Raw genomic sequence first — 24,336 nt, forward strand, 5'->3', positions numbered from 1 at the left:
TTTCTTTATGCTTTTCGCATTAGAGAACTTAAACGTGGTAAAAAAATAAAAGTTCACCACAAAAGGAATGAGCAAAAGGCTATGAGCTTTCGAATAACGAAGCGTATTATCAAATTATTATGCGGAGAGACAGCTTATGAGAGAGGCGAAGCCCTTCAACAGGAAGGAAGCGTGACGCTAACCGAAGAAGATGCTGCTGCTCCAGGCTTCACTCACAGCTACGAGGCTGTCGTTCACGGCAACAACCGCTATCATATAACCGTTCATGTAGACGGCAACGGAGACGTTGACGCAGAATGCTCCTGTCTTGCCTTCTATTCGTCCGATAAGCTGTGCAAGCATGTTGCAGCCGTGCTGCTGCATATCCACGAGCAGCAATTCGGCGACGACGCGCCGATCCATTCCCATTCCCTTCTAGATGGGCAAGACAGCCGCCCTTCTTTCACCGACAGAGCTAATAAACGTACCGCTCATTCTCGGCGTTCCTCCAACACGCATGCCCAAGAAGAAGAGGATAGCCAGCGAATCGTAAGCGGCTTGTTAGGCTTATTCGGAGACAAGCCCGTCAGGCCGACCGGTGCCGGTGCGCTCTTCGATTCCAGAACGCGGCTGGAGACGGAGTTCACCTTGAAGCTGCACGAATATGGCCAGCGCAAGCTGATGTTCGGCATTGAGCTGAAGGCAGGGCCTGCGCGTCGGCCTTACATCGTTCAGCGAATCAGAGACTTTCTTCATTCCATAGAGCGAAGGAAGCCTTACCCGTTCTCGAAACATTTCATCTATGATCCGGCCATCCATAGCTTCCGTGCGGAGGATGATGCGGTGCTGCAGCTGCTAATCCGTATTTACCGGAATGAAGCTTTGATACGGGAGACTGCACTCGGCTACTCCGGCAATAACCGCGCCGCGGGCGGAGAGCGCATGCTGCTCCTGCCCCCTGCTTCTTGGGAAGAGCTGCTTCCAGTGCTTCGCCAAGCGGGAACAGCAAGGCTAGAGCAGGACGGCCGCCTCTACGAAGGCATCGATGTCTCCGATGAAGCAATCCCGCTGCAGTTCCGCTTCGACCAAACGGAAGCAACTTCAGCCGATGCTGATAGCTGCCGTCTTGAGGTGCAAGGGATTGATCGAATCGCCGTTATGGAAGATTATGGGCTCGTCTTATCGGAGGGCAAGCTGCTGCAGACAACGGCGGACCTATGCAGCCGTTTGGCTGAACTGAAGCTGATGCTGGATCAGACGGACAATCAGCATATTACGATTGCATCGGCTCAGATAGAGCCTTTCATGGAGAAGGTCATACCGGGGTTAATGAAGCTCGGCACAGTCCATATCTCCGAGGCGGTATCCGAGCGAATCATGCAGGTGCCGCTTAAGGCTAAGCTCTATCTTGACCGCATCAAGGATCGGCTGCTGATCGGCATGGAATTCCATTACGGCCGCTTCGTCATTAACCCGCTGAACAGCGAATCGGCGAAGCGTGCTTCGGATCGCATTATTATGCGCGACGGCGAGCAGGAACGGCGCATTATGGCGCTTATGGAGCAAGAGAGCTTCGGCAAAACAGAAGGCGGCTTCTTCATCGACGACGAGGACGCGCAATACGATTTTCTATATCATATTATTCCTGAGCTGGAGAAGCTTGCCGAGATTCATGCGACCGGCGCCGTCAAGCTTAGACTGTTCAACGAGCATCCACCGCCTCGCGTCCGTATAGATGTCGACGAACGAACGGATTGGCTCGCATTTACCTTCAATATTGACGGTATCCCAGAGAGCGAAATAAAAGGTATTTTGAAGTCGCTCAGCGAAAAACGTAAATATTACCGGATGCCGAGCGGCGGCCTCATGCCGCTCGAAACCGAACAGTTTCAAGAAATCATTAAGCTCATCAATGAGCTTGGTTTCGTAAGCGACGAGCTTCTCGGCAAATATGGAGCGCATCTGCGCGTGCCTGCCGTTCGCGCCCTTCGCCTGCTCGATCGGCAGACGCGAGGCGATACGGTCAAGCTCGGCAAGTCGCTGCGTCAGTTGCTCGACGACATGCGCAATCCGGATAATCTCGAATTTGCCGTTCCCGATTCACTCGTCCCCATCCTAAGGGACTATCAAATCTATGGCTACCAATGGATGCGTACCATCGCCCATTATCGATTCGGCGGTATCCTGGCTGACGATATGGGTCTCGGAAAAACGATCCAGAGCATCGCGTTCATCATTTCCATGCTGCCCGAAATCCGAAGCGAGGGGCTTCCGGCTATCGTCGTCTCACCGGCTTCGCTGACGTACAATTGGCTTAACGAGTTCCATCGTTTCGCTCCCGATGTGCGCGTCGTCATCGCCGACGGCACGAAGGAGGAGCGCAATGACATCGTGAGCCACGCCGCAACCGCCGCGCGAACGGACGTCATCATTACGTCATACCCGCTGCTGCGCAGAGATATCCTGCACTATGCAGATCAAGCGTTCCATACGCTCATCCTAGATGAAGCGCAAGCGTTCAAGAACTACGCGACCCAGACAGCCCAAGCCGTCAAGGCGCTGCAAGCACGGCATCGCTTCGCGCTGACAGGCACGCCCGTCGAGAACGGCTTGGAGGAGCTATGGTCGATATTCGACGCCGTATTTCCGGGGCTGTTCCCCGGCCGCCGGCAGTTCGGCGAGATGCAGCGCGAGACGATCGCAAAGCGCATCCGGCCTTTCCTACTGCGCCGCTTGAAGCGCGACGTACTTGGCGAGCTGCCGGAGAAGATCGAAACGATCCAGACGTCCGAGCTGTTGCCGGAACAGAAGAAGCTCTACGTCGCCTACTTGGCCGAGCTGCGACAAGACACGGTGCAGCATCTTAACAAGGACAGCTTCAATAAACATCGCATTCGCATCCTGGCAGGCATTACGAGGCTTCGCCAGCTATGCGATCATCCCGCATTGTTCGTGGAGGGCTACCAAGGAAGCTCTGCCAAGCTGGAGCAATTGCTGGAGATCATCGAGGAATGCCGGAGCGCGGGCAAGCGGCTGCTCATCTTCTCGCAGTTCACCCAGATGCTCGGCCTGATCGCACAGCAGCTTGGCTACCAAGGCATCTCCCACTTCTATCTCGATGGCAGTACACCTGCTGCCGAGCGCGTCGAGCTGTGCAGCCGGTTCAATGCCGGAGAGCGCGAGCTGTTCCTGCTCTCCCTTAAGGCTGGCGGGACCGGCCTTAACCTGACCGGCGCCGATACCGTCATTCTGTACGACCTATGGTGGAATCCAGCCGTCGAGCAGCAAGCGGCCGATCGCGCGCATCGGATCGGACAGCGCAACGTCGTACAGATTATTCGCCTCGTGACGCAAGGAACGATTGAAGACAAAATGTACGATCTGCAGCAGCGCAAGCTGAACCTCATCGATGAAGTGGTGCAATCTGGCGGCGAAGAGGCATTCACCTCGTTAACCGAGCAGGATGTGCGCGAGCTGCTCATGCTCGAGGGCTAGAGCGTTGAACGCCGCTTCGCTACGGAGTATAATGCGTGTAACCGCAACTAATGAAGGAGTGAGACGATGCGTTTCATAAGCAATAACAACATAACTGATCCGGCGCTTAACCTGGCTTTGGAGGAATACATTCTTCGCTCGTTGCCTGACAACGACGATTATTTGCTTTTCTATATTAATGAGCCTTCGATCATCATCGGCAAAAATCAAAATACGGTCGAAGAGGTCAACGCCGAATATGTCGAGGCGAACAAGCTGCACGTCGTTCGGCGTCTGTCGGGGGGCGGGGCTGTCTATCACGATCTCGGCAACCTCAACTTTAGCTTCATCATGAAGGATGACGGACAGTCGTTCCACAACTTCAAGAAATTCACGGAGCCTGTCGTCCGCGCGCTTCGCAAGCTCGGCGTTGATGCCGAGATGACGGGACGCAACGATCTTCAGGTCGGCGAGCGCAAAATCTCGGGCAATGCGCAGTTCTCCACCAAAGGCAAAATGTTCAGTCATGGCACGCTGCTATTCGATTCGGAGATGGAGAACGTCGTATCCGCGCTGAAAGCAAATGCCGAGAAATATGTGTCGAAATCGACAAAATCGATACGCAGCCGTGTAGCGAACATTACGGAGTTTCTGGCTGAACCGATGACAATCGAGCAATTCCGTCAGCATATTCTGGCATCGATATTCGAGGATCAGAGCGAAATTCCGTTCTATGAGTTGACTGAGCAGGACTGGGCGAATGTGCAAAAATTAGCGGACGAGCGCTACCGCAGCTGGGAGTGGAACTACGGACGCTCGCCCGCCTTCAACATGCGTCAGTCGAAGCGGATCGAAGGCGCCGGAACCTTCGACGTGCGCCTGCAGGTCGAGGAAGGCGTCATCGTAGATGCAGCCATCTTCGGCGACTTCTTCGGCAGAGGCGACAGCGGCGAAGTCGCGCAGCGCCTCATCGGCACGCGGTATGACGCGGCTGCGCTGAAGGAGCTCGTGAGCGGCATCGACCTGCCGTACTATTTCGGCCCCGTCACCCAAGAGCAGTGGCTTGAGCTCCTATAAGTAAGGGTACAGCCCTGCTCCATTCGTGGCAGCAGGGGCTGTTCTGTATTATTGCGCAATCGGATGGACATGCTTCTTCCGCAGCGACAACGATAACACCGCTGCAGTGAGCCCCAGCAAAGCCGCTCCGCTTGCGAACCAAGGATGGTAAAGCACGGTATCGGCAGCATTAACAGCCGCTCCACCCACTCCTGCCCCAAGCGAAATGCCTAGATGGATGATGGATAAGTTGATACTGAGCACGAAGTTGGAAGACTGCGGCGATTGCTGAATGAAATACATATTTAGCGCCGGCGCCGTCATAAAGACCGAGCTCATCCATAACGCCAGCAGTGCCAGCTCAACGATGAGAACGATCGTGAAAACTGGCACGAGGGCAAGCGACAGCGAAGTAATAATCAAGCTGCCCACGATCATTTGTCCTGCGCCCCATCTATCCGCACCGTAACCCCCGATCCGCGAACCTATGGCGCCGAACACCCCAAGCATCAGCATAACTGCGCCAAGCGCCACATTGTTCATATGAAGAATATCCGTTAAGAAAGGCGCAATATACGTTAACAGCACCGCATGGCTTACGCATACCATAAGCGAGATGAGAAGCCCCGTGCTAACGGCAGGCTTGCGTAATACAGTAAGCTGCGACCGGAATGAAGCATGGGCATCCCCTTCGATTTGTGGCAGCATGCGTAGCAGAATAAACAGAATGACCAAGCTAAGCGCACCGAGCACGATGAAGATCGACCTCCAGCCCCACCAATCGGCAATCGCTACCCCGATAGGGACGCCAAGAGCCATCGCGGCGCTGAAGCCGAAAGCAATCGTTCCGATAGCAGCGCCGATTCGAGTCGGGGGAACAAGCTTCGCTACCGAGCTAATGGCAACAACCGAGTACACCCCCGCACTGGCTCCAAGAATAATACGCGATACAATTAACGTCTCATAATTAAAGCTAAACAGCGCAACGAGGCTGCCGAAGACAAATACGGCAATGGCTCCAGCCAGCACTTTTTTACGAGCCCAGCGTGCCGTTAAAGCAATAAGGATTGGCGTGCCAATAGCGAACGAAAGCGAGAAAGCCGTCACCAGCTGCCCCGCCAAGGCTAACGAAATATCCATATCGCTAGCGATCGCACTCACCACTCCAGATACGACAAGCTCAGCAGATCCGGCTAGAAACGCGCCTAGCGCGATCACGTAAACAATAAATCGGTTCATTGTTCCTTCACCCTTCCATCTCTACAAAATAATCGAATTTGCACTTGCATTTACTCGATTAATTGTCATTATAATAAGGTAACAATATTAATGTAAGAAGGCAAAGTATTTGGACATTGTCCTGTTAAATGGATCTACTTACAATAAGTAAGCTTATAAGGAAGGGTGAAGCTTTTATGAGTGAGCAGATGGAGAATAACCCGGAAGATGTTCAAGAACTGTCTTCCATTTGCGAGGTGTTACAAATTCTTGGAGCAAAATGGTCTTTTCTAGTCATTGCCGAGCTCAATAAAGGACCGCAAAGATTCAAGCAGCTTCAACGAAACATAGTGGTCGTGAAGACGCAATCGCTTACGGACACTCTGCGCCATCTGGAGAAAACGGGTATCGTGAACCGCGAAGTATTTCCGACTGTGCCAGTAACCGTTGAATATTCTCTTACGGACAAAGGAAAAGACTTTCGTTATGCCCTTAATGAAATGGATATATGGATGCAAAAATGGGGCAAAAAGAGCCTTACGGATGACGTTGCCACTAGCGGCTAACAACCATACAACCATACAAAAAAGCCGAGTCGGCCGTCGTTTGGCGCCATTCTCAGCTTTTTTTCATTCCTAACGTCAACCTGTTTAGAGCGTCTGTCCGCAATCCGCGGTTACGATCTGCCCGGTCATCGAATCCTGCTCCAAAAGCGAGCATATGAGCATCGCGATTTCATCCGGCGAGGATACCCGTTCCAGCAGCACGTTACCGCTTAACTTCTTCATTTGCTCCTCGCGGCCTTCCCACCATCTCGTCGCTACGGCGCCGGGCGCTACGCCGTTCACTCGAATGGCTGGTGCAAGAGCACGAGCAAGCGATTTAGTTAACCCATGCACGGCCGCTTTCGACACCGCATAAGGCAGCGAAGAGCCTGATCCCGTCAGACCGGCAATGCTTCCTACATTGACAATGGCTCCTTGCTTGTTCTGATTCATCAGAGGCGCAACCGCCCTGGCGCAGAAGAACATTCCCTTCACGTTGACATCGTAGAGCTCGTCCCATACTTCCTCGGTTGCGGCATCCAGATCGTCAAGCGGTATATGCCTGGTGATGCTCGCATTGTTGACGAGAAAATCGATTGTTCCGAATGCTTGTGATGCCAGCTCCACCATCTCCCGAACTTCCTTGTCCTTGGATACATCAGCCTTGACTGCAACGGCCCGACCTCCTGCTTCTTGGATAATACGGACCGTCTCCTCCGCTTCGCTTTCTGAATGCGCATAATTGATCACAACGCTTGCGCCCCGCCTTGCCAATTCAATCGAGACTGCTCTTCCTATTCCCGTTCCTCCTCCGGTTATTAGTGCGACTTTGTTCTGTACTTCCATATAAGCTCCCCCTCGATTAAACGAATTGTATACCTATTCTTATTTTATTACGCGGCCTCGATTACGTATAATTGAATTATCCGAATTGTCAATTCAATATTATTGAACTCTTAAAAGGAGGCGCACAGCTGCCATGGACCTTAAAGCGATCAAATCGTTCCAGCTCATTGTCGCTTACGGGAGCTTCAAACGTGCTGCCGAAGAACTCAATTACGCGCAGTCGACCGTCACGATGCAAATTCAGCGATTAGAGAACGATCTCGGCGTTCAACTCATAGAACGGGGAACGAAATTCAAGCTGACCGAGGCCGGCAGACTGTTCTATGAACAGAGTCTCCCTATTGCCCAAGACTTGGAGCGGCTTCAAGCCGCTATAACTGATGCGCGTTCAGGCGAGGCGGGCCATATCCGCTTAGGCGTCACCGAACCAACGGCCAGCTACCGTCTTCCGCCTTTACTATCTGGATTCATGGCTAACTTTCCTCGCATTCATATATCCATTGAGATAGCGAGTACGCCGTCGCTTTGCGAACGGCTGCAGCAGAATGAGCTTGATATTGTAATAGGCTCCGCTCCTGAGTTGGGAGAGCGGCTTTATTTTGAACCGCTCTTTACCGAACCCTTCGCCTTATTGCTGCCCGAGGAGCACCCGCTTGCAGGTGCAGCAAATATTGAGCTAAGCGATATTCAGGGACATCGTCTCTTGATCACATCAGCCAATTGCCCTTACCGCAAGCAGCTTTCTTTCCTGCTCCATCAACAGGGTTCTATCGCCTCTGACACTATGGAAATTGGCAGCATGGCCGCTCTCCCGCATTATGTCGTATGCGGACTGGGCATTGCGCTTGTTCCCATGGTTATCCTACAGCCGCCACCAGCCGGCACCGTCATCCGTATGATCAATAATAACGGCATTCATATGACGAGCGGAATTGCATGCCAAACATCCCTTCATCCGATGAAGCCTGCCGTCTCGAAGCTATATCAGTACTTGAAGCATGAGCTTCAACATATGAACCAAGCCCTGGGCATACAGTTGTAAGTAGAAGCATTTCGCTATGCGACACGGATCAGCTCGATGGAAAGGGGCTTGCACGAATGGATAAAGACGCAACCAAATACGGCGGTTTCTATGGCGACATTCCGCAGCCGATCAGAGGCAATGAAGGAGCAACGGACAACGGACCGCGCGATATTATGAGAGATCGGGAGAATCCCGATATGCTCGTTCCTCCGGCAACGGATGCCGGCTTAATACCGAACTTGAAGTTCTCGTTCTCGGATACGCATATGCAGTTGAATGAAGGCGGCTGGTCGCGGGAAATAACGGTGCGAGATCTCTCGATTGCAACGACACTGGCAGGCGTGAACATGCGTCTCACCGCAGGAGGCGTGCGCGAGATGCATTGGCATCAGCAGGCCGAATGGGCTTATATGCTGCTCGGCAGCGCGCGCATCACATCCGTCGACGCACAAGGACGGAACTTCATCGCCGATGTCGAGGAAGGGGATTTATGGTATTTTCCCGCCGGCTTGCCCCACTCCATACAAGGGCTCGCCGAAGGTTGCGAATTTCTGCTCGTCTTCGACGACGGCAGCTTCTCCGACCTTAACACGCTATCGATCTCCGACTGGTTCGCGCATACGCCGCCCGAAGTGCTGTCGGCGAACTTCGGCGTGCCTGTCAGCGACTTCAGCCGCATTCCAAGCGAACAGGTGTATATCTATCAGACTGATGTTCCAGGTCCTATTCAATCGGAAGCTATCGCATCGCCTTATGGCACCATTCCGCTCAGCTTCAAGCATCGGCTGCTGGCGCAGCCGCCGATCAAGACGTCCGGCGGAAGCGTAAGAATCGTGGACTCGACCAATTTTCCGATTGCCAAGACCATAGCAGCAGCGCTTGTGGAGATCAAGCCCGGCGGCATGCGCGAGCTTCACTGGCATCCGAATCAAGACGAGTGGCAATATTACTTGAGCGGTCAAGGCAGGATGACCGTATTCGCCGGCAACGGTGTCGCGCGCACGTTCAATTACCGAGCCGGCGACGTTGGATACGTGCCTTTTGCCTACGGCCACTATATCCAGAATACAGGCGAGCAGTCGCTATGGTTTCTCGAAATGTTCAAGAGCGACCGCTTCCTCGACATTTCACTGAATCAATGGATGGCGCTCACGCCTAAGCCGCTCGTCGAGAGCAACCTGAACGTCGATGAGGCGTTCACGAACAAGCTGCATAAGGTTAAGTCGCCCGTTGTCCGCTTTCCCGGCTTCACCTATTATCCTTAAAAGTGCTAGAATCGGCCAAAGGCCGCTCCGCACCATTTCATTATTTATATGTAATCTCTCACAAAAACATATCAAACAACATGTCAGAGCGGCTTGAATCCGAAGGGTCCGCAACTGTCCCTCCAGCAAAATTTTCGTAACACTCGTACCTCGATACCGTCTCCAGCATTTTCAAAGGCATTTTATAATATAATCCTCGTTCATCCGGAAATTGGCTTCTGTATATATCAAGCACGGTAAGCTTCATAAGATGTTCTTCCTTGGATAAGGCGACGATGGCGGATACCTCGTTGTCATCGATCGTAATTTGATCCATGATCGGCGGAGGAAGCTTCAGCAACGTATGGGCCTCCGAGAAGCTTTTGGGAAACAGCGTACTGAAATAGAGTATGTAATCGTTCTTCGGCAGCCCGCCGAACGCCTGCACCGTCATCTGGTGCATCGCGACATGGTCTGGATGACGATTGCCGCCGTCACTATTGAACGTAACAATAACCGAGGAGCCAATGCTTAACAGAATCGCTTCCAGCTCGGCAGCCGACTCTTCGATATTCCAAGCTTCAGCCCTATTATCCGGCAAGCCGAGAGTGTGATAGCTGTCTATATTCAAGAGTAGGCAGGACACGCCGAATTCCTTCTGCCTGATCGTTCTCAGCTCCTCGTCCCTATTGCCGCGAAAATGCTGCCCTTTGATACGGCCTGCCTCTCCTTGCGTGCCGCAAATCAAATGCGTAAGGTATCCATGCTTTTTGGCCCGTATGAGTAAGCCTGCTGCCATGAATTCATCATCGGGATGGGCGATTACAGCAACTAAATGTTGTTGCATTAGAAGCACCTCCTGTATTCAATCTTCTAACGCAACGGTTATTCCAAATGTTACACGCTTACAGAAATAAATAAACTAGCCCGTCCTCATTGAATTGCTGCCATAACATGCTTTTAAATGAGAGGATCTCTTTATGCTGCTTCTTGGCGTGGCAAGCTTTGCTGTGATCTTATTTTTTGGAAAGCGGTAGAATGCGAGGAATATTGGGCAGTGCGTATACTTCTGGAGGCTGGCGCCGATCCGCATGCCGTACATATGGCGATGGTTGGATCACCGTCTTCATAGTTGCCGAGGAAGCTATATTGGCCAATATAGCAGCCTCATTTACTACTAAGCTATCTCAATTTAGCAGCTCTTCGATTTGATCCAAGCTGTTCTTGGCTCTTAGGTTGAGCGCACGCTTGTCTCTCAATTGAAACGACTGCAACGAATGGCCTTCATCCACAATGAGCGGCTGCGATATAAGGTCTCTGAGCGTCCGATCCGTCGTTTTGCATGCGCTATGCAACAGATCGGGCGTTATTGTTTTTTTCATCAACTTGATGAGCTGAATCATTTTCTCCGCATAGACAAGCTTGACCAAGCTATCCGCGCCGGAGATATGCCTCGAGGCGAACGACACTACCCGCTCCAATATCGCAGGAGAAGGGTAATATTTAGCCATCGCCTCCAGCTCGGTCACCGCTTCCCCGTTCATAATCGACAGCCGGCTGGCAAGCGACTCCATTATATCTGCGTACCACTGGGCCTCTATCTCCACACTTATGCCATGAGCCTTATACGGTACTAATACACCCGCTTTGTGCATGGCTACAAGACTGCCTCTATATTGCTCGAATATCGCTTTCGCTTCTGCCTCTGCTTCTGCCGAAGGCGATGCTTGTGTATGCTCTTCCATGGAATCACCTGCTTTATTGCGGCTTCTTAGCCGCCGTCGTTTTCGCTGCTGCGTCTGCGCCTTTTGCATCTGCGCCTTTAGCGCCTTGAGGCTTGCCGAATATTTTTTTCGCAGCTTTCTTCTTAGCGCTAGCCTGCCAACGATTCCAGCCTTTCTTATCCGTGCCTCTACCTGTTCCGCCTTTTGCTTTTACCATGCTTGCTTCACCACTCCAACATCGTCATTATCGTTCCATTCTTGTCGATAGCATCCATTATACCATTAATTCGCCTTGTAAAATCTTGCTGCCCTCTTTATTTATATCCGCACGCCAAATTTCAATGCTTTACCCTTCATTCGCAACTTGAAAATAATGGTTGATTTTAATTGAACATCGGTCAATAATGGAGCTACATCTTGCTTATGACGAAAATAATCAATTCACCATATAAGGAGGGAAGTTAATGAGCCCTAGACCTACCGCAGCCAATGAACTGGGGCGAGATCAAATATTGGAGGCTGCCCGCGAGCGATTCATCGAATTCGGCTATCGCGCGGTATCGATGCGCGCGCTGGCGTTAAGCATAGGCTGCAGTCACGGAGCGATCTACTATCACTTTAAAGATAAAGCCGAGTTGTACGCCCGAGTTGTCGAACAAGATTTTGACCGCCTGCGCGATGTTCTTGAGCAGACGATTGCCGGAAAGACTCCAAGCATAACGCTGCTTCATGAAGTGCTGACCGGCTACATCAAGTTTGGCCTCGATCGTCCGCAATCGTACGAAATGATGTTCATGATGAACGATCCTGAGCTTGATTGCAATGTCGCCGCCGACCAGATGCGCTGCTTTAATCGTTTCTCCGAAACGGTGCAAGTGTGTATGGATCGAATAGGGGAAGAAGGCAATGCTACAGCTTGGATGCTGTTTCTTGGACTTCACGGCTTCGTATCCCGTCACATTGCGATGAAACGCGCTTATGCCGATGTTCTATCCTCTGCCGAGCAATATGCAACCTTCCTTCTAGGCGGCATTTAGGCAGTAGATTAATGCTTGCCTTGCTGCGAGTCCATCACGCCGCAGAGGGTAAAGCTATTCCCTTAACTGACCATAGGTCAATAAAAAATAAGGAGGGCTAGCGATGAAGAAGAAAAGCTGTGTAGGCATATGGGTTACAGCTATATTTGCAATTGCAATCGCCTTATACGGATTTGTATTATACGGCGTTCTTGACGGCAGGGAAACTCCGTTCGTTCAGCAAAAAGAAGAGATGGAGCTGAGCGGAAGCTGGATGACGTGGCTCACCGTGCATGCCATGTCGGCGGCATTCGCCTTGCTAATCGGCTGGTTGCAGTTCGTGAAAAGGCTGCGCCTGACGCATCTGGGCTTACATCGGGCCATTGGCATGCTCTATACGCTTGCAATAGCAGTTGGCGGAGTAACAGGCCTCTACTTGTCGTTCTATGCATCCGGAGGTATCTCCGGCATGTTAGGTTTCGGACTACTTGCGATCATATGGCTCATCTCAACGGGCATCGGCATAGCGGCGATTATCGTCCGCCGCGATCCCGCCGCGCATGGCAAGTGGATGCTGCGGAGCTACGCGCTTGCTTTCGCCGGCGTAACGCTTCGCGCCTATTTGCCGCTGTCCATGGTTTTATTCGGGCAAGAAGTCTTTGATATCTATTATGCCGTGATCGCCTGGATCTGCTGGATTCCGAATCTGTTTGTGGCGGAATGGCTGATCCGCAGGAAGAAGCGTCCGGCGACGCGCAATACATTGAGCGCTTAAGCAGACACACGCAAAAAGGCGTCCAGCATCGATCCTTCGATCGAAGCGGACGCCTTTCATCTGTGGAAGCTGCGGCTAACCTTCTATATATTCCATGCCTTTCATATAAGGCCGCAGCGCTTTCGGAATGTAGATGCTGCCATCCTCACGCTGATGATTCTCAAGCAGAGGAATTAATATTCTTGGCGTTGCCACAGCCGTATTGTTAAGCGTGTGACAATAACGCAGCTTCCCGTCAGCCGCACGGTAACGAATGTTGGCGCGGCGAGCTTGGAAGTCGAGCAGGTTCGACGACGAGTGCGTCTCCCCGTACGCTTGCCTACTCGGCATCCAGGTCTCGATATCGAATTGTTTATACGTCTTCTGCGACATATCGCCGATACATACAGCCACGACCCGGTAAGGGAGCTCCAGCAGTTGCAGAATTCGCTCCGCATTCGCAGTCATCTCTTGAAGCATACGCTCCGAGAGCGCCGGGTCATTCTCGCAGATAACAACCTGCTCGACCTTCGCGAACTGATGCACACGGTACAATCCATGCACATCCCGTCCCGCCGAGCCTATCTCTTGGCGGAAGCAGGCCGACATTGCCGCTAATCGGATCGGTACGCGAGCATCCACAATCTCGTCGCTGAAGCCCGATATGAGGCTCACCTCCGAGGTGCCGATGAGGTATTTATTGTCCTCCTCAAGGCGGAAGAGCTGCTCCTGTCCGAGCGGCAGGAATCCCGAATGGCGGAACGACTCGCCCCGAGCCATCATCGGCACGTCCATTGGCGTGAAGCCGTCTGCTTCGAGCACATCCATCGCCAGGCGTTGAACGGCGTGATGCAAATGGAAGCCTGCACCCTTCAGCACATAGTTGCGGCTGCCGCCGATCTTAACACCGCGCGCGATGTCGAGCATGCCGAGATGCTCGGCCAGCTCCACATGATTTTTCGGCTCGAATTCAAATCCCGGAGGCTCGCCGTGCTTCCTAATCTCCACATTGTCTGCATCCGATGCCCCGTCCGGTGTATCGGGCGATACGAAATTAGGCACAAGCAGCAGCAAACGCTCATGCTTAGTATTCAACTCACCAAGCTCGGCCTCTAGCTCCGTTAAAGCCGCATTCGTCTGCCTTACCTCTTGCTTCATCCTCTCTGCATCCTGCTGCTCGCCCTTCGACAGCTTTATGCCGATTTGCTCCGAGAGTGCATTGCGCGTATGCCGCAGACCATCGATCGTTTGCTGTAAGCCGCGTTTCCTATCATCAAGCTCGAGCAGCTCGGGAATGGATACTTCGATGCCTTTCTTAGCCGCAATCTGCTCAAGCACCGCTTGCTGTTCGCGAATAAATGCCATGTTCAGCATGAGTAATCCCTCCCTTAACCGCGAGTCCGCTGAAAGTCTGTCATCAAGTCGGCAAGCGCTTCGCACGCCTCAAGCGATACAGCGTTATAGATCGACGCACGCAAGCCGCCGACGCTGCGATGTCCGGCCAGTCCTTCGATGCCGAGATCCTCAGCTGCTGCAATCAACCGGCGTTCCAACGCCTCGTCCTTCATGCGCCAAGTTACGTTCATGCTCGAACGATAAGGCTGCTCGATGACGCCTTGATAGAAGCCGTCGCTTGCATCGATAACGCCGTAGAGCAGGGCAGCCTTCTGCTGACTCAGCCGCTCCATTGCCGCAACGCCGCCAAGGCGTTCGGTCCATTGCAATACGAGCTTCGTCATATAGAGCGAATGAACCGGAGGCGTATTGTACAGCGAGTCGTTGTCCGCGTACGTGCTGTACTTCATAATCGTCGGAATGCGATCCGAGCAGCCGGCAAGCATGCTTTCATGAATCGCGGCTACCGTCACTCCCGCCGGCCCTAGATTTTTTTGCGCTCCCGCATAAAACATTGCGAATCGATTGAAGTCGAGCTTACGGCTCATGATGTCGCTCGTCATATCGCCGATCAGAGGTACGCCGTTCGTGTCCGGAATAGAGCCGAACTGCGAGCCTTCAATCGTATTGTTCGTCGTTATATGGACGTAAGCCGCATCCTCCCCGATCGGCAGATCAGCGGTATCCGGCAGCACGCGCCACTTCGCATCCTTGCTGCTCGCCGCCACGACCGCATTGCCGACAGCGCGAGCCTCCGAATAGGCTTTATCCGAGAAGCTGCCCGACAGTATATAATGCGCCGTCTGCCCCTCCTTCAGAAAGTTCATCGGGATGAGACCAAATTGCATGCTTGCTCCTCCGCCCATGAACAAGATCCGGTACGTATCGGGAAGTCCGAGCAATTTCTTGAACAGCTCCTCCGTCTCCGCAACCATCCGCTCGACCGCCGCACTCCGGTGCGACATCTCCATAATCGACATGCCGCCTCCGCCGTAGGCAACGAATTGCCGCTGCGCCTCCTCCAATACTTCCAGCGGCAGCGCCGCCGGTCCCGGGTTGAAATTGTAATTCCGCTTCATGTTTTGCATGTTGCACCGTCCGTTTCCTCGTTTTTTGGAAAACAAAAAGACGCCCTCGTCTTATTGGGACGAGGAGCGTCTGCTCGCGGTGCCACCCAACTTGACCGAAGCAGCGACAAGCGCTGTCTCGATCCTCTTGGTTCCGCGGTAACGGGCGGGCCGGTTAACTTAGGACGTATTCCGCTAGGGAACACTCTTGACGAGAACGCCTCCGAGTTGGAATCTCTTCATAGGCATGATCCGAATGTTTGATATTGCACACATTATATACACGCAGCGAAAGGAATGTCAACACAACTATTTAATTCGGTACGCTATTATTGAAATGGCCTCACTAGTAGTGTCTATATTGGATATTTGCATTAACTTTTGCCGATATTGGGGAAATTCAAAGCCTATATTGGATATTCGCACTAACTTTGCTCCGAATACCGCCACTTTACCCATTCAAGCGGGAAGTTGCTGCAAATATCCAATCTAGCAGTTAAACAATGCCCTTAGAGGTTCTCTACTCTGCAGAAATCCAATATAGCCGTCTTTACCGAACATCTAGCCAGCATCCCGCGACTGGCGAACACGCTAAGCGATCTTGATTACATGAAACATCAATTCTTTAAAACCATTTTATACCGATCGCTCCATAACAGCCACATGTTAAAGTAAAGAGTAATACCAGCAACAGCGACGACAAACCAAATCACTTTTAGAACGGAGAACAATCATCCCCTATGAATCCATTATTTACGATTGACTGCAAAGATATCTACTTGCGGGAATACCAGCTTGAAGACTTGGATGAATTGCAGGCGCTGACGATGCAACCGGAAATTTATACGTTTCTGCCGGATTGGAACGTGCCGAAGGAGCAGCGCGCCGACTGGATAGCGAACTATGAAATTCCGGAAAACAAACAATTTCTGAAGACCGTGGAGGAAGGGCGTCCCGTTCACGATATAAGACTTCGCTTAGGCATTATTCATAAGGAAACCGGCGCTTTTATCGGTTGGTGCTGCACGGGTCCGAAGGAAGAGCTGCCAGAGCCGAATCGCGAGATTATGTACGCCGTGTCCAAAGATCATAGAGGCAAAGGTTATGCGACGCAAGCGGCATCAGGGCTAATTCATTATTTATTCGCTCAGGCCCAAGTTACGGAGCTTCACGCGCTTGCCCTTACGCATAATACGGGCTCTATTGGGGTCATTCTGCGCTGCGGCTTCACACCTGCCGGGCAAATCGAGATCGACGGTGAGAGATTCCACCATTATACGCTTAAGAGGCATTGAACCCGCAAAGCACGACAATGATGTTATTTCCTATAGCCCAACTTGTCTTTGACGCTTACCTATCATTACTGTAATGTAATAAATATATATACAGTAATGTAAGTGAATTGGGGACAAGGAGTACATCGTTATGCGAACACAGCACAGAGGACTTACCCTTAATAATTTAGTTAATATACTCATCGTTTTCTCGGTTCTCGTCACGCTTGTCGTCTGCGCTATTGTCGGTTACAACAGTGACAAACAATCACTTATCTCCAGCACGCTCGAATTCAATCGAATCAACGCGGAGAAGCTTGCCCAGACGACTAACGATCTATTAACCTCTGCCAAAAAAACATTAACCGAATCTGCCGATTACATATCTCATCAAGATTTGAAGAACGCTCAATTAACGCTTAACTTCATCAAACGAAGCAATAATATGTTCAACTCCTTATTCGTCGTGAACGAAGCAGGTCTTGTCCTGCTCAGTTCGCCGGAGGCTCTCGGTGTCGTGAACAAAACGTTGACCAGCGATGCTGCGATACAAGCGCTTGCGCTTAAGAAACCGTTAATTTCAGAGCCCTATATCGCCATTACGGGACGCTTTATTATTCTTGTATCCGTCCCAATCTTCGATCAGTCAGGCGATTACAAAGGGTTTTTGGCTGGCTCCATCTATCTGCATGAATCAAATATATTAGAGAGCGTACTAGGCACGCATACCAGTAGTGACAGCGGCTCCTATGTGTATGTCGTTTCCAACAAAGGCGAGCTGCTATACCACCCCGACAAAACGAGAATAGGCGATGTCGTGCTGGAAAACCCTGCTGTTCAGCAAGTCGTAAGCGGCCACATTGGCACAAAAGTGGTAACGAACACGGTTGGCGAAAAGATGAACGCCGGATATGCTCCCGTTCCGGAAGCCAGTTGGGGAATTGTATCCCAAACTCCTGCTTCTACCGTAACGGTTTCCGCTAGAAATTTGATTTGGAACATTTGCCTATATTCCGTTCCGTTAATTTTATTGCTAATCGCTTTGGCTTTCGTCTTGATCCGATACATTTCCCGGCCTTTATATAAGCTCGCTCATTTCGCAGAAAATTTGAATGAAAGCAATCAAGCGATGCCGTTTCCAAAAACTCAGAGCTGGTACTATGAAGCCAAGCAGCTTCAAAAAGCAATGACAAGAGCGATCAGCATGATGCAGGAACAAATTCATACGCTCGCGACCGAAGCACAAAAGGATACGTTGACGGGGTTAAACAACAGGCGAACGATGGATAAGGTGTTGCAGAGCTGGATTAATTCGAATACGCCGTTCTGTTATATGATTCTCGATATTGACCACTTCAAATGCGTAAACGATACTTATGGACACCCAATGGGCGATGAGGTATTGAAGTTTCTTGCTCAGAATATGTTAGAGCTGACAAGCTACGACGATGATGTGGTTTGTTGCCGATACGGCGGGGAAGAATTTGTTATCCTGGTGCCAAATATGAATCTAGACGGATCCTATCTGCTCGCAGAGCATATTCGAACAACCATCGAACAAGCCGTCAGTCCAATCGGGAAGCCTATTACCGTATCGATTGGGGTCGCTTCCATCGATGACAGCCAGGGCGAGCTGGAGGTCATGATGCAGACGGCAGATGACGCTTTATACCGTTCCAAACAATCAGGAAGAAACAAAGTAAGCATAGGTTAAGACTTGAATATAACCAAAGAAGAGACGTGGCCGCAGCCCCGTCTCTTCTTCTAGCTTCTAAGTTCTACTCTTCCAGCTCGACGTTGTGGTACACTTGCTGCACGTCTTCGAGATTCTCGATGACATCAAGCATTTTCTCGAACTGCGCTTGCGCGTCTGCAGGCAGCGTCAGATCGTTCTGAGCAAGCATCGTCAGCTCGGCAATCGAGAATTCGGTTATGCCGGCGTTCTTAAGCGCTTCCTGTACGGCATGGAATTGCTCGGGATCGGCATAAACGATTACCGTGTCTTCTTCCTCCATGACGTCGCGAACGTCCACTTCCGCTTCCACCAAAATCTCAAATACTTCGTCGGCGCTTTTGCCGCTAAGACCGATAACCGCTGTTGCATCGAACATATAGGCTACGGAGCCGCTAACGCCCAAACTGCCGCCGTTCTTCGTAAAGGCAGCGCGCACCTCGGACGCGGTACGGTTCACGTTATTCGTAAGCGCATCGACGATGACCATCGCGCCGTTAGGCCCGAAGCCTTCATAACGAAGCTCGTCGTAATTCTCTTCCGCACCGCCTTTTGCTTTCTCAACCGCACGGTCAATGATCGCTTTCGGCACGTTGTACGTCTTTGCACGCTCAAGCACAACCTTCAGCGCGCGGTTCGATTCCGGATCCGGCTCGCCGGATTTCGCCGCTACATAGATCTCGCGTCCGAACCTAGCGTAGATACGACTTGTTTGCCCGTCCTTCGAAGCTTTCTTTTCTTTAATATTATTCCACTTACGTCCCATACTGTTCCCGCTCTCTTTCGCTCATAAATTAAGTACGTGAATGATGCTTGTACGTGATTACTAATATTTTATAGGTTATCCGCAGGGGAATGCAACCCCGCCGCAGAGGGATTGTCGATTATTAGAGTAAACTGCCCCACCACGCCTTAAGCTCATAGACGCATAATCCTCCATGCTCGCCGAACATTTGCATATCCTGCTTCTCTTCGTCCGTCCAAGCCGCAACCTCGCTTACTGACGCTACGGAGTATCTTTTGCCCGTTAGCCCGGATACGAACACAATGCTTCCATCATAACCTTCGGACTGCTCCAGCATCTCGGCCGGCACGCCCGTTACCGCGACGACCGCCGCTTTCTCTGCTTCCAATGCCATCTGTCTTGCCCTCCCAAAAAAATCGAGCCACCGGTCACGTACCCGGCGACTCGATTATAAATTCAGCTGTGTCTATTAGACTTGCTCGTCCGCCGGGTAGCGCAAGCCCCATTGCGAACGGATCGTATCCAATGTCTGCATAATCGCAAGCGTCTCGTCCAGCGGCATCGTTGCGCTCTCCAGCTTGCCTTCGCGCAAGCAATTCATCGCTTCCTCGGCTTCGAAGTTATAGCCGCTCTGTTCGCGGCCGTCCTCGAACCGAACCGGTTCCGAGCCGGATACATGCAGCGTAGCCGACTTTCCGAACAAGAAGTTCGGCGCATGAATATAACCTTTCGTGCCGTAGATATAAGCGTCGCTCACCATACCAAGCTGAACTGCGCCGTTCAGAGCCGCTGTCCTGCCGCCCTCGTATTCGAACAAGAGGGAGAACTGCTCGTCCACGCCAGTCTGTCCGATTCGAGCGCTGCTCATAATGTTCGCAGGCTGCTCGCCAAATACCATTGAAGCGAAGGATATCGGGTAGATGCCCGCATCCAGAAGCGCTCCGCCGCCAAGCTTCGGATCAAGCAGGCGGCTTTCCGGCGCCCAACCGATATTGAAGCCGAAGTCGGCCTTAACCATGCGCACTTCGCCAATGTGACCCTCTGCCAGCCATTCTCTTACTTTGCGAATCGGCGGCAAGTAACGCGTCCACATCGCTTCCATCAAGAACACGCCGCTTTGGCGCGCCAATTGAATCATTTCCTCCGCTTCCGCCGCATTCATCGTGAACGGCTTCTCGCATAAAACCGCTTTGCCTGCGCGCAGCAGCATAAGCGCGTTTTCTTTATGGGCAGGATGCAGCGTCCCGATATAAACAATATCTACTTCCTCGTCAGCGGCAAGCTCTTCCAAGCTGCCGTAAGCACGAGGAATATTGAATTTACTAGCGAAGCTTTCGGCCTTCTCTAGGTTTCTTCCCCCAACGGCTACTAGTTTGGCGCCTTCAGCATGTGCCAAGTCAGTAGCGAATTTCGAAGAAATCCCGCCCGGACCTGCGATACCCCAATTAATCGTTTTCACTGTCACGTTCTCGTCCACCCCTTAATGAATAATAATAGCTAACCTTATTATAAAGTTATTTCATCATAATCGAAAGCTCGTGCTTAAGACATACTAGTAACTGGTCAAACTTGACATACAGAAGGGAAGCTGAAAATATGCGATTTCAAAATAAAGTAGCCATTATAACCGGCGGAGGCAGCGGCATTGGAGAAGTAACGTCCAAGCTGTTCGCCCAAGAAGGCGCAAAGGTCGTTATCGCTGATTACTCCGATCGCGGACAAACCGTATCCGATGAGATGAATGCAGCGGGCTTCGATACACTGTTCGTGAAGACAGATGTGTCCAAAGAAGCTGACGTAGCCAATATGGTTGCCCAAACAGTTGCCAAATACGGCAAGCTCGATATTCTGTTCGCCAACGCCGGCATCGGAGCCGGCGGTTCGGTCCATGAGCTGACTGGGGAAGACTGGCAGCGCATGATCGATATTAACTTAACCGGCGTGTTCTATAGCGGCAAGTATACCGTGAAGCAGATGCTTGAGCAAGGAACAGGCGGCGCGATCGTCAACTGCGGCTCGATCCATAGCCACGTCGGCAAAGGCGGAGTGAACGCCTACGCCGCAGCCAAAGGCGGCGTCAAGCTGCTGACGCAATCGATGGGCATCGATTACGCGCAGCAAGGCATTCGCGTGAATGCCATCTGTCCCGGCTATATCGATACGCCGCTGATCGCGGGACGTGATGAAGCGCTCAATCAGCATTTGGTCTCGCTGCATCCGATGGGACGCCTCGGCAAGCCTGAAGAAGTCGCCAAAGCCGTCTTGTTCTTAGCGAGCGATGATGCTTCCTTCATTACGGGCACAACGCTGCTCGTAGACGGCGGCTACACCGCGCAATAGACGATTACACATAAGCTAGCCGCCCTGTGCTTAGAAGACAGGGCGGCTATTGTTATTCGTTCGGGTAAGAAGGATTAAGGACAGCTTCTCCGCGATGCGACTGCCTTTCGACCGCCGCATTCGGGTCTAAGACCGCGCGCAGCTGCTCGAAGCTTAACTCCTCGGACGGCTTGAAGTCCGCGGAAGCCGCATATTGCAGCAAGCTATGCAGCAGTTGGCGCGCTTCCGGCTTATCTTGCTGCCCGATCAGATCGCTTGCGCATACAAGCAAGCTTCCATTGCCTACCTTAGCTTCGACAATTAGACCCAGCTTATGATTGCGCTCGAAATTGTCGATGACCTGTACGACTGGACGGAATGTATCCGGCCACTCATCCAGAATAAGCGAACGCGAGTTCATGACAATCGGCCACCACTGCCAATTGCTATGGAACTCGGTCGGAAACGCTTTGAACGCGGGATGCTGCTCGTCGCATAACAGGCCGAGCGTTCCCGGTGCAGGCGCCGCATTATTCCCTTCGCAAATGGAGCGAAACATCGGATAACACCAGAAGTCCGATGCAAAAAATCCTTGAATGTGGGAGGTGAGCTGCTCTTGATCAGGTATAAGCAGCACCCGACCGCCGCCCGCAAGCAATTCGGCTGTCTCTTCGTCAAGCGACCTGCGGATATGAACGGAATCGGCCGGATTCGTATCAACGTCCGCAGGATAGACCCAAATCGGATAATGATTCGTGACCGCGCTGCCCTTCCATCTCAGTTCCAGCTCCAACTTGCCTGGTGCCTCTAGCTCTGCGTGAGACAGATCGATTCGAATCGTCCCCATAAACTCCAATATGCCTTGGCCTACATCCTTGGCCGCAGTCATTCCATTCCCGATGAACCTCTCTCCTTGCTTAAGCGACCACTCCAATTGAACGTCCTCAAGCGCGATGCCGCCGTAATTCGCCATTTCCAATTGCGCTTCGAAATGTTCGCCTACGGTATACGTATACCTCGGAAATCTCGCAAGCAATACGATGTCCGAGCAGAACTCGCGCCAACGCTCCGGTTCGATGAACCCTTTGGATTCCATGAACGCATCGAGTACGCCGACTAATGCCGTTCCTTGGCCGGGAAAGTCTTGCAGATCGAGCAGTTGAAAACCGCCGAAGCCAGGCGTGCGCAAAGCGGCTTCGATTTCTTCGCGATAGCATATAACCGCAAGCTGTCCCGATGCCTTAAAGAAATCATCGGCTTGACTTAACATGCCGGCATGCTGCAGCCGTTCGCGGAACACTTCAAAATTGCGCGCCTCTAAGACGCCTGTATATTTATCGATCTCGTCAAAATTCGGAAACGATTGAAATTGACCGATCTCATGTCCGACGATCGGAATCGGAGCGTCCGGCAGATTGTCTCTATAGTCTACGACCGTTGAAGGGTAGCTAGTCTGCACGTGGCCAAGCGGCAGATCCGCGTGAGAGAACGAAGCCCGCACGATCGAGCCGCCAACCCCCGTTCGCATCGTCACCCAGAAATCCGATTCCTCCGAAAACGATGGCGCCCAGAAATAGTTGTTCGCTCCCTCGGCGTACAAGCGTCTGTTGTCATGCTCCCGATATTCCTTCAGAAGCGCCGACATTGCCGGGCGGCTTCCATGCAGTTCGTTGCCAAGCGTGAATAAGGCAAAGGAAGGATGGTTGCCGTAAGCATCTAGTATACGCAAACCTTCGCTCCGCAAATACTCCGCTCTCGCTTCGTCGTAATCCTTGTCCCCCGGTTCTTGAAAAGCCCCCCAATACGGTAGCTCCGGTTCGAAGTAGACGCCGAGCAGATCGGCAGCCATAAATCCCGCTTCCGGCGGGCAGCAAGTATGGAATCGGTAATGATTGATACCGTAGGATTTGGCGATAGACAGCACCTGTACCCATTCTTCGACAGTCATCGGCGCGTAACCCGTCAAAGGGAAAGCAAGCGCATCATGCTTGCCGCGCAAAAAGACTTTGCTGCCGTTATTCGTAAACTGTGTTCCTTCCGTTGCGAATTGACGCATACCGAAGGTTACAAACCGCTCATCACGGTACGAGCTCCCGCTCGCTGCCGCCTCAAGACCGATGCGCAGGCGATATAGGACTGGCGCGAATTCGCTCCATAACGCAATCTCTTCCCCAAGCTCATAACTGACTTGCATCGTCTGCTTTCCCGGTACCGCTTGAAGCAAAGTTGTGTTTTCCTGAGGTGTATCGCAGCTTGCTCCTTCCCCTATCATGTCCGCGAGCGCAATTGAAACATAGACACCTTCCGTAACTGCTGTATCGTTATGCACGTCAAACTTCAACCGAACGGACTTATTCGCTACATCCGGGAACGCTTGGATATTGTCCAGACGAATCAATTCCATCGCCTGAAGCTCGAGTCTGCCGAGCAGCCCGTTCCAGTTCGTCTGCGTATCGGGAGAAGTCATATGACCGCCTTTTATCGGCAATCCGCTATTGTCGACAAGTACCGTTAACGTATAATTACCAGGCTTCATTACTCCAAATTCATAGACATGCGGCGCGCTGACGCTGTTCTGCGAGCCAATCCATTGCTCCCCGATCCACACCTGCGTTACTCTCGTTCGTTCCATAAACAGCCGAATCGGCTTGCCCGCCCATTCTTCCTTAATCTCAATTTCGCGCTGATACCAGGCATACCCGACTAACGGGTAGGCTTCTGTAAGATGGGCAATTTCCCTAGCTTTGTTATACTCGCCTTTCTTATTCTCCGCCGTCGTCCCGGGCAACTGAATCTTTTCCTGCAGCTTCTCTTTAAAATAGTGACGCTCGATGCCCTGCTTTGACGCATCTAGGCAAAATCTCCACGCACCCGCTATTGAATCTATGATCATATGAATATGCCCCCAGTCCTCGTCCTTGGCT

At 51.9% G+C, this 24,336-nt stretch carries 21 protein-coding genes; 10 read left to right on the forward strand and 11 right to left on the reverse strand.

Annotated features, from left to right (window positions below; all coding sequences use genetic code 11):
• Nucleotides 1–81: 81 nt before the first annotated feature.
• Complete coding sequence (locus AC0YN0_RS23455) at nucleotides 82–3,474, forward strand: DEAD/DEAH box helicase (protein WP_475823439.1); 3,393 nt, start codon at nucleotides 82–84, stop codon at nucleotides 3,472–3,474.
• A 66-nt stretch (nucleotides 3,475–3,540) separates the two neighbouring features.
• Complete coding sequence (locus AC0YN0_RS23460; RefSeq protein ID WP_475823440.1) at nucleotides 3,541–4,530, forward strand: lipoate--protein ligase; 990 nt, start codon at nucleotides 3,541–3,543, stop codon at nucleotides 4,528–4,530.
• 48 nt (nucleotides 4,531–4,578) lie between these two features.
• Here AC0YN0_RS23460 and AC0YN0_RS23465 read toward each other — a convergent pair whose 3' ends face one another.
• Nucleotides 4,579–5,748, reverse strand: a complete 1,170-nt coding sequence (locus AC0YN0_RS23465) for an MFS transporter (protein WP_475823441.1) — start codon at nucleotides 5,746–5,748, stop codon at nucleotides 4,579–4,581.
• A gap of 188 nt (nucleotides 5,749–5,936) precedes the next feature.
• Between AC0YN0_RS23465 and AC0YN0_RS23470 the strand changes: the two genes are divergently transcribed.
• Nucleotides 5,937–6,293 carry a winged helix-turn-helix transcriptional regulator gene (locus AC0YN0_RS23470; RefSeq protein ID WP_475823486.1) on the forward strand — a complete coding sequence of 119 codons (357 nt, stop codon included), beginning with the start codon at nucleotides 5,937–5,939 and terminating at the stop codon, nucleotides 6,291–6,293.
• A gap of 84 nt (nucleotides 6,294–6,377) precedes the next feature.
• Here the strand turns inward: AC0YN0_RS23470 and AC0YN0_RS23475 are convergent, their stop codons facing one another.
• Nucleotides 6,378–7,118, reverse strand: coding sequence for an SDR family NAD(P)-dependent oxidoreductase (locus tag AC0YN0_RS23475; RefSeq protein ID WP_475823442.1), 741 nt, complete (start codon nucleotides 7,116–7,118; stop codon nucleotides 6,378–6,380).
• A 133-nt stretch (nucleotides 7,119–7,251) separates the two neighbouring features.
• Here AC0YN0_RS23475 and AC0YN0_RS23480 point away from each other — a divergent pair, with 133 nt between their 5' ends.
• Both AC0YN0_RS23480 and AC0YN0_RS23485 read left to right on the forward strand, forming a co-directional pair.
• The gene (locus AC0YN0_RS23480; RefSeq protein WP_475823443.1) at nucleotides 7,252–8,160 is read left to right on the forward strand and encodes a LysR family transcriptional regulator; all 909 of its coding nucleotides are present in this window, start codon (nucleotides 7,252–7,254) and stop codon (nucleotides 8,158–8,160) included.
• Between the two features lie 56 nt (nucleotides 8,161–8,216).
• Nucleotides 8,217–9,407: an oxalate decarboxylase family bicupin gene (locus AC0YN0_RS23485; protein ID WP_475823444.1), complete on the forward strand. Its 1,191-nt coding sequence runs from the start codon at nucleotides 8,217–8,219 to the stop codon at nucleotides 9,405–9,407.
• A gap of 58 nt (nucleotides 9,408–9,465) precedes the next feature.
• Here AC0YN0_RS23485 and AC0YN0_RS23490 read toward each other — a convergent pair whose 3' ends face one another.
• The 3 genes from AC0YN0_RS23490 to AC0YN0_RS23500 all read right to left on the reverse strand — a co-directional run bounded on the left by AC0YN0_RS23490 (nucleotide 9,466) and on the right by AC0YN0_RS23500 (nucleotide 11,327).
• A complete protein-coding gene (locus AC0YN0_RS23490) occupies nucleotides 9,466–10,233 on the reverse strand; it encodes a PIG-L family deacetylase (protein ID WP_475823445.1) in 768 nt (255 codons plus the stop codon).
• A 340-nt stretch (nucleotides 10,234–10,573) separates the two neighbouring features.
• Nucleotides 10,574–11,131, reverse strand: a complete 558-nt coding sequence (locus tag AC0YN0_RS23495; RefSeq protein WP_475823446.1) for a hypothetical protein — start codon at nucleotides 11,129–11,131, stop codon at nucleotides 10,574–10,576.
• A gap of 13 nt (nucleotides 11,132–11,144) precedes the next feature.
• Nucleotides 11,145–11,327 (reverse strand): DUF3934 family protein, encoded by a 183-nt coding sequence (locus tag AC0YN0_RS23500; RefSeq protein ID WP_442048781.1) that lies wholly within the window; start codon nucleotides 11,325–11,327, stop codon nucleotides 11,145–11,147.
• Nucleotides 11,328–11,574: 247 nt separating this feature from the next.
• Between AC0YN0_RS23500 and AC0YN0_RS23505 the strand changes: the two genes are divergently transcribed.
• A complete protein-coding gene (locus AC0YN0_RS23505; protein ID WP_475823447.1) occupies nucleotides 11,575–12,147 on the forward strand; it encodes a TetR/AcrR family transcriptional regulator in 573 nt (190 codons plus the stop codon).
• A gap of 103 nt (nucleotides 12,148–12,250) precedes the next feature.
• Entirely contained in the window at nucleotides 12,251–12,901 is a 651-nt protein-coding gene (locus AC0YN0_RS23510; protein WP_475823448.1) for a DUF2306 domain-containing protein, read from the forward strand.
• A gap of 75 nt (nucleotides 12,902–12,976) precedes the next feature.
• On the opposite strand, the gene serS is transcribed toward AC0YN0_RS23510, so the two are convergent.
• Together serS and serC are read right to left on the reverse strand one after the other, a co-directional pair.
• Entirely contained in the window at nucleotides 12,977–14,254 is a 1,278-nt protein-coding gene (serS, locus tag AC0YN0_RS23515; RefSeq protein ID WP_475823449.1) for a serine--tRNA ligase, read from the reverse strand.
• 14 nt (nucleotides 14,255–14,268) lie between these two features.
• Entirely contained in the window at nucleotides 14,269–15,363 is a 1,095-nt protein-coding gene (gene serC / locus AC0YN0_RS23520) for a 3-phosphoserine/phosphohydroxythreonine transaminase (RefSeq protein ID WP_475823450.1), read from the reverse strand.
• 719 nt (nucleotides 15,364–16,082) lie between these two features.
• Here serC and AC0YN0_RS23525 point away from each other — a divergent pair.
• Complete coding sequence (locus AC0YN0_RS23525; RefSeq protein WP_475823451.1) at nucleotides 16,083–16,637, forward strand: GNAT family N-acetyltransferase; 555 nt, start codon at nucleotides 16,083–16,085, stop codon at nucleotides 16,635–16,637.
• Nucleotides 16,638–16,767: 130 nt separating this feature from the next.
• The gene (locus tag AC0YN0_RS23530; protein WP_475823452.1) at nucleotides 16,768–18,330 is read left to right on the forward strand and encodes a sensor domain-containing diguanylate cyclase; all 1,563 of its coding nucleotides are present in this window, start codon (nucleotides 16,768–16,770) and stop codon (nucleotides 18,328–18,330) included.
• Nucleotides 18,331–18,394: 64 nt separating this feature from the next.
• Here the strand turns inward: AC0YN0_RS23530 and AC0YN0_RS23535 are convergent, their stop codons facing one another.
• The 3 genes from AC0YN0_RS23535 to AC0YN0_RS23545 form a co-directional block, all read right to left on the reverse strand.
• Nucleotides 18,395–19,114, reverse strand: a complete 720-nt coding sequence (locus AC0YN0_RS23535; protein ID WP_475823453.1) for a YebC/PmpR family DNA-binding transcriptional regulator — start codon at nucleotides 19,112–19,114, stop codon at nucleotides 18,395–18,397.
• Nucleotides 19,115–19,235: 121 nt separating this feature from the next.
• Nucleotides 19,236–19,487, reverse strand: a complete 252-nt coding sequence (locus AC0YN0_RS23540; protein WP_475823454.1) for a hypothetical protein — start codon at nucleotides 19,485–19,487, stop codon at nucleotides 19,236–19,238.
• A 75-nt stretch (nucleotides 19,488–19,562) separates the two neighbouring features.
• Nucleotides 19,563–20,558 (reverse strand): Gfo/Idh/MocA family protein, encoded by a 996-nt coding sequence (locus tag AC0YN0_RS23545; RefSeq protein WP_475823455.1) that lies wholly within the window; start codon nucleotides 20,556–20,558, stop codon nucleotides 19,563–19,565.
• Nucleotides 20,559–20,689: 131 nt separating this feature from the next.
• On the opposite strand from AC0YN0_RS23545, the gene AC0YN0_RS23550 reads away from it, so the two are divergent.
• Nucleotides 20,690–21,433, forward strand: coding sequence for an SDR family NAD(P)-dependent oxidoreductase (locus tag AC0YN0_RS23550; RefSeq protein ID WP_475823456.1), 744 nt, complete (start codon nucleotides 20,690–20,692; stop codon nucleotides 21,431–21,433).
• A gap of 52 nt (nucleotides 21,434–21,485) precedes the next feature.
• Here AC0YN0_RS23550 and AC0YN0_RS23555 read toward each other — a convergent pair whose 3' ends face one another.
• Nucleotides 21,486–24,305 (reverse strand): sugar-binding domain-containing protein, encoded by a 2,820-nt coding sequence (locus AC0YN0_RS23555; protein WP_475823457.1) that lies wholly within the window; start codon nucleotides 24,303–24,305, stop codon nucleotides 21,486–21,488.
• Nucleotides 24,306–24,336: the final 31 nt, after the last annotated feature.

It is taken from the genome of Paenibacillus sp. J22P218 (assembly GCF_056269195.1).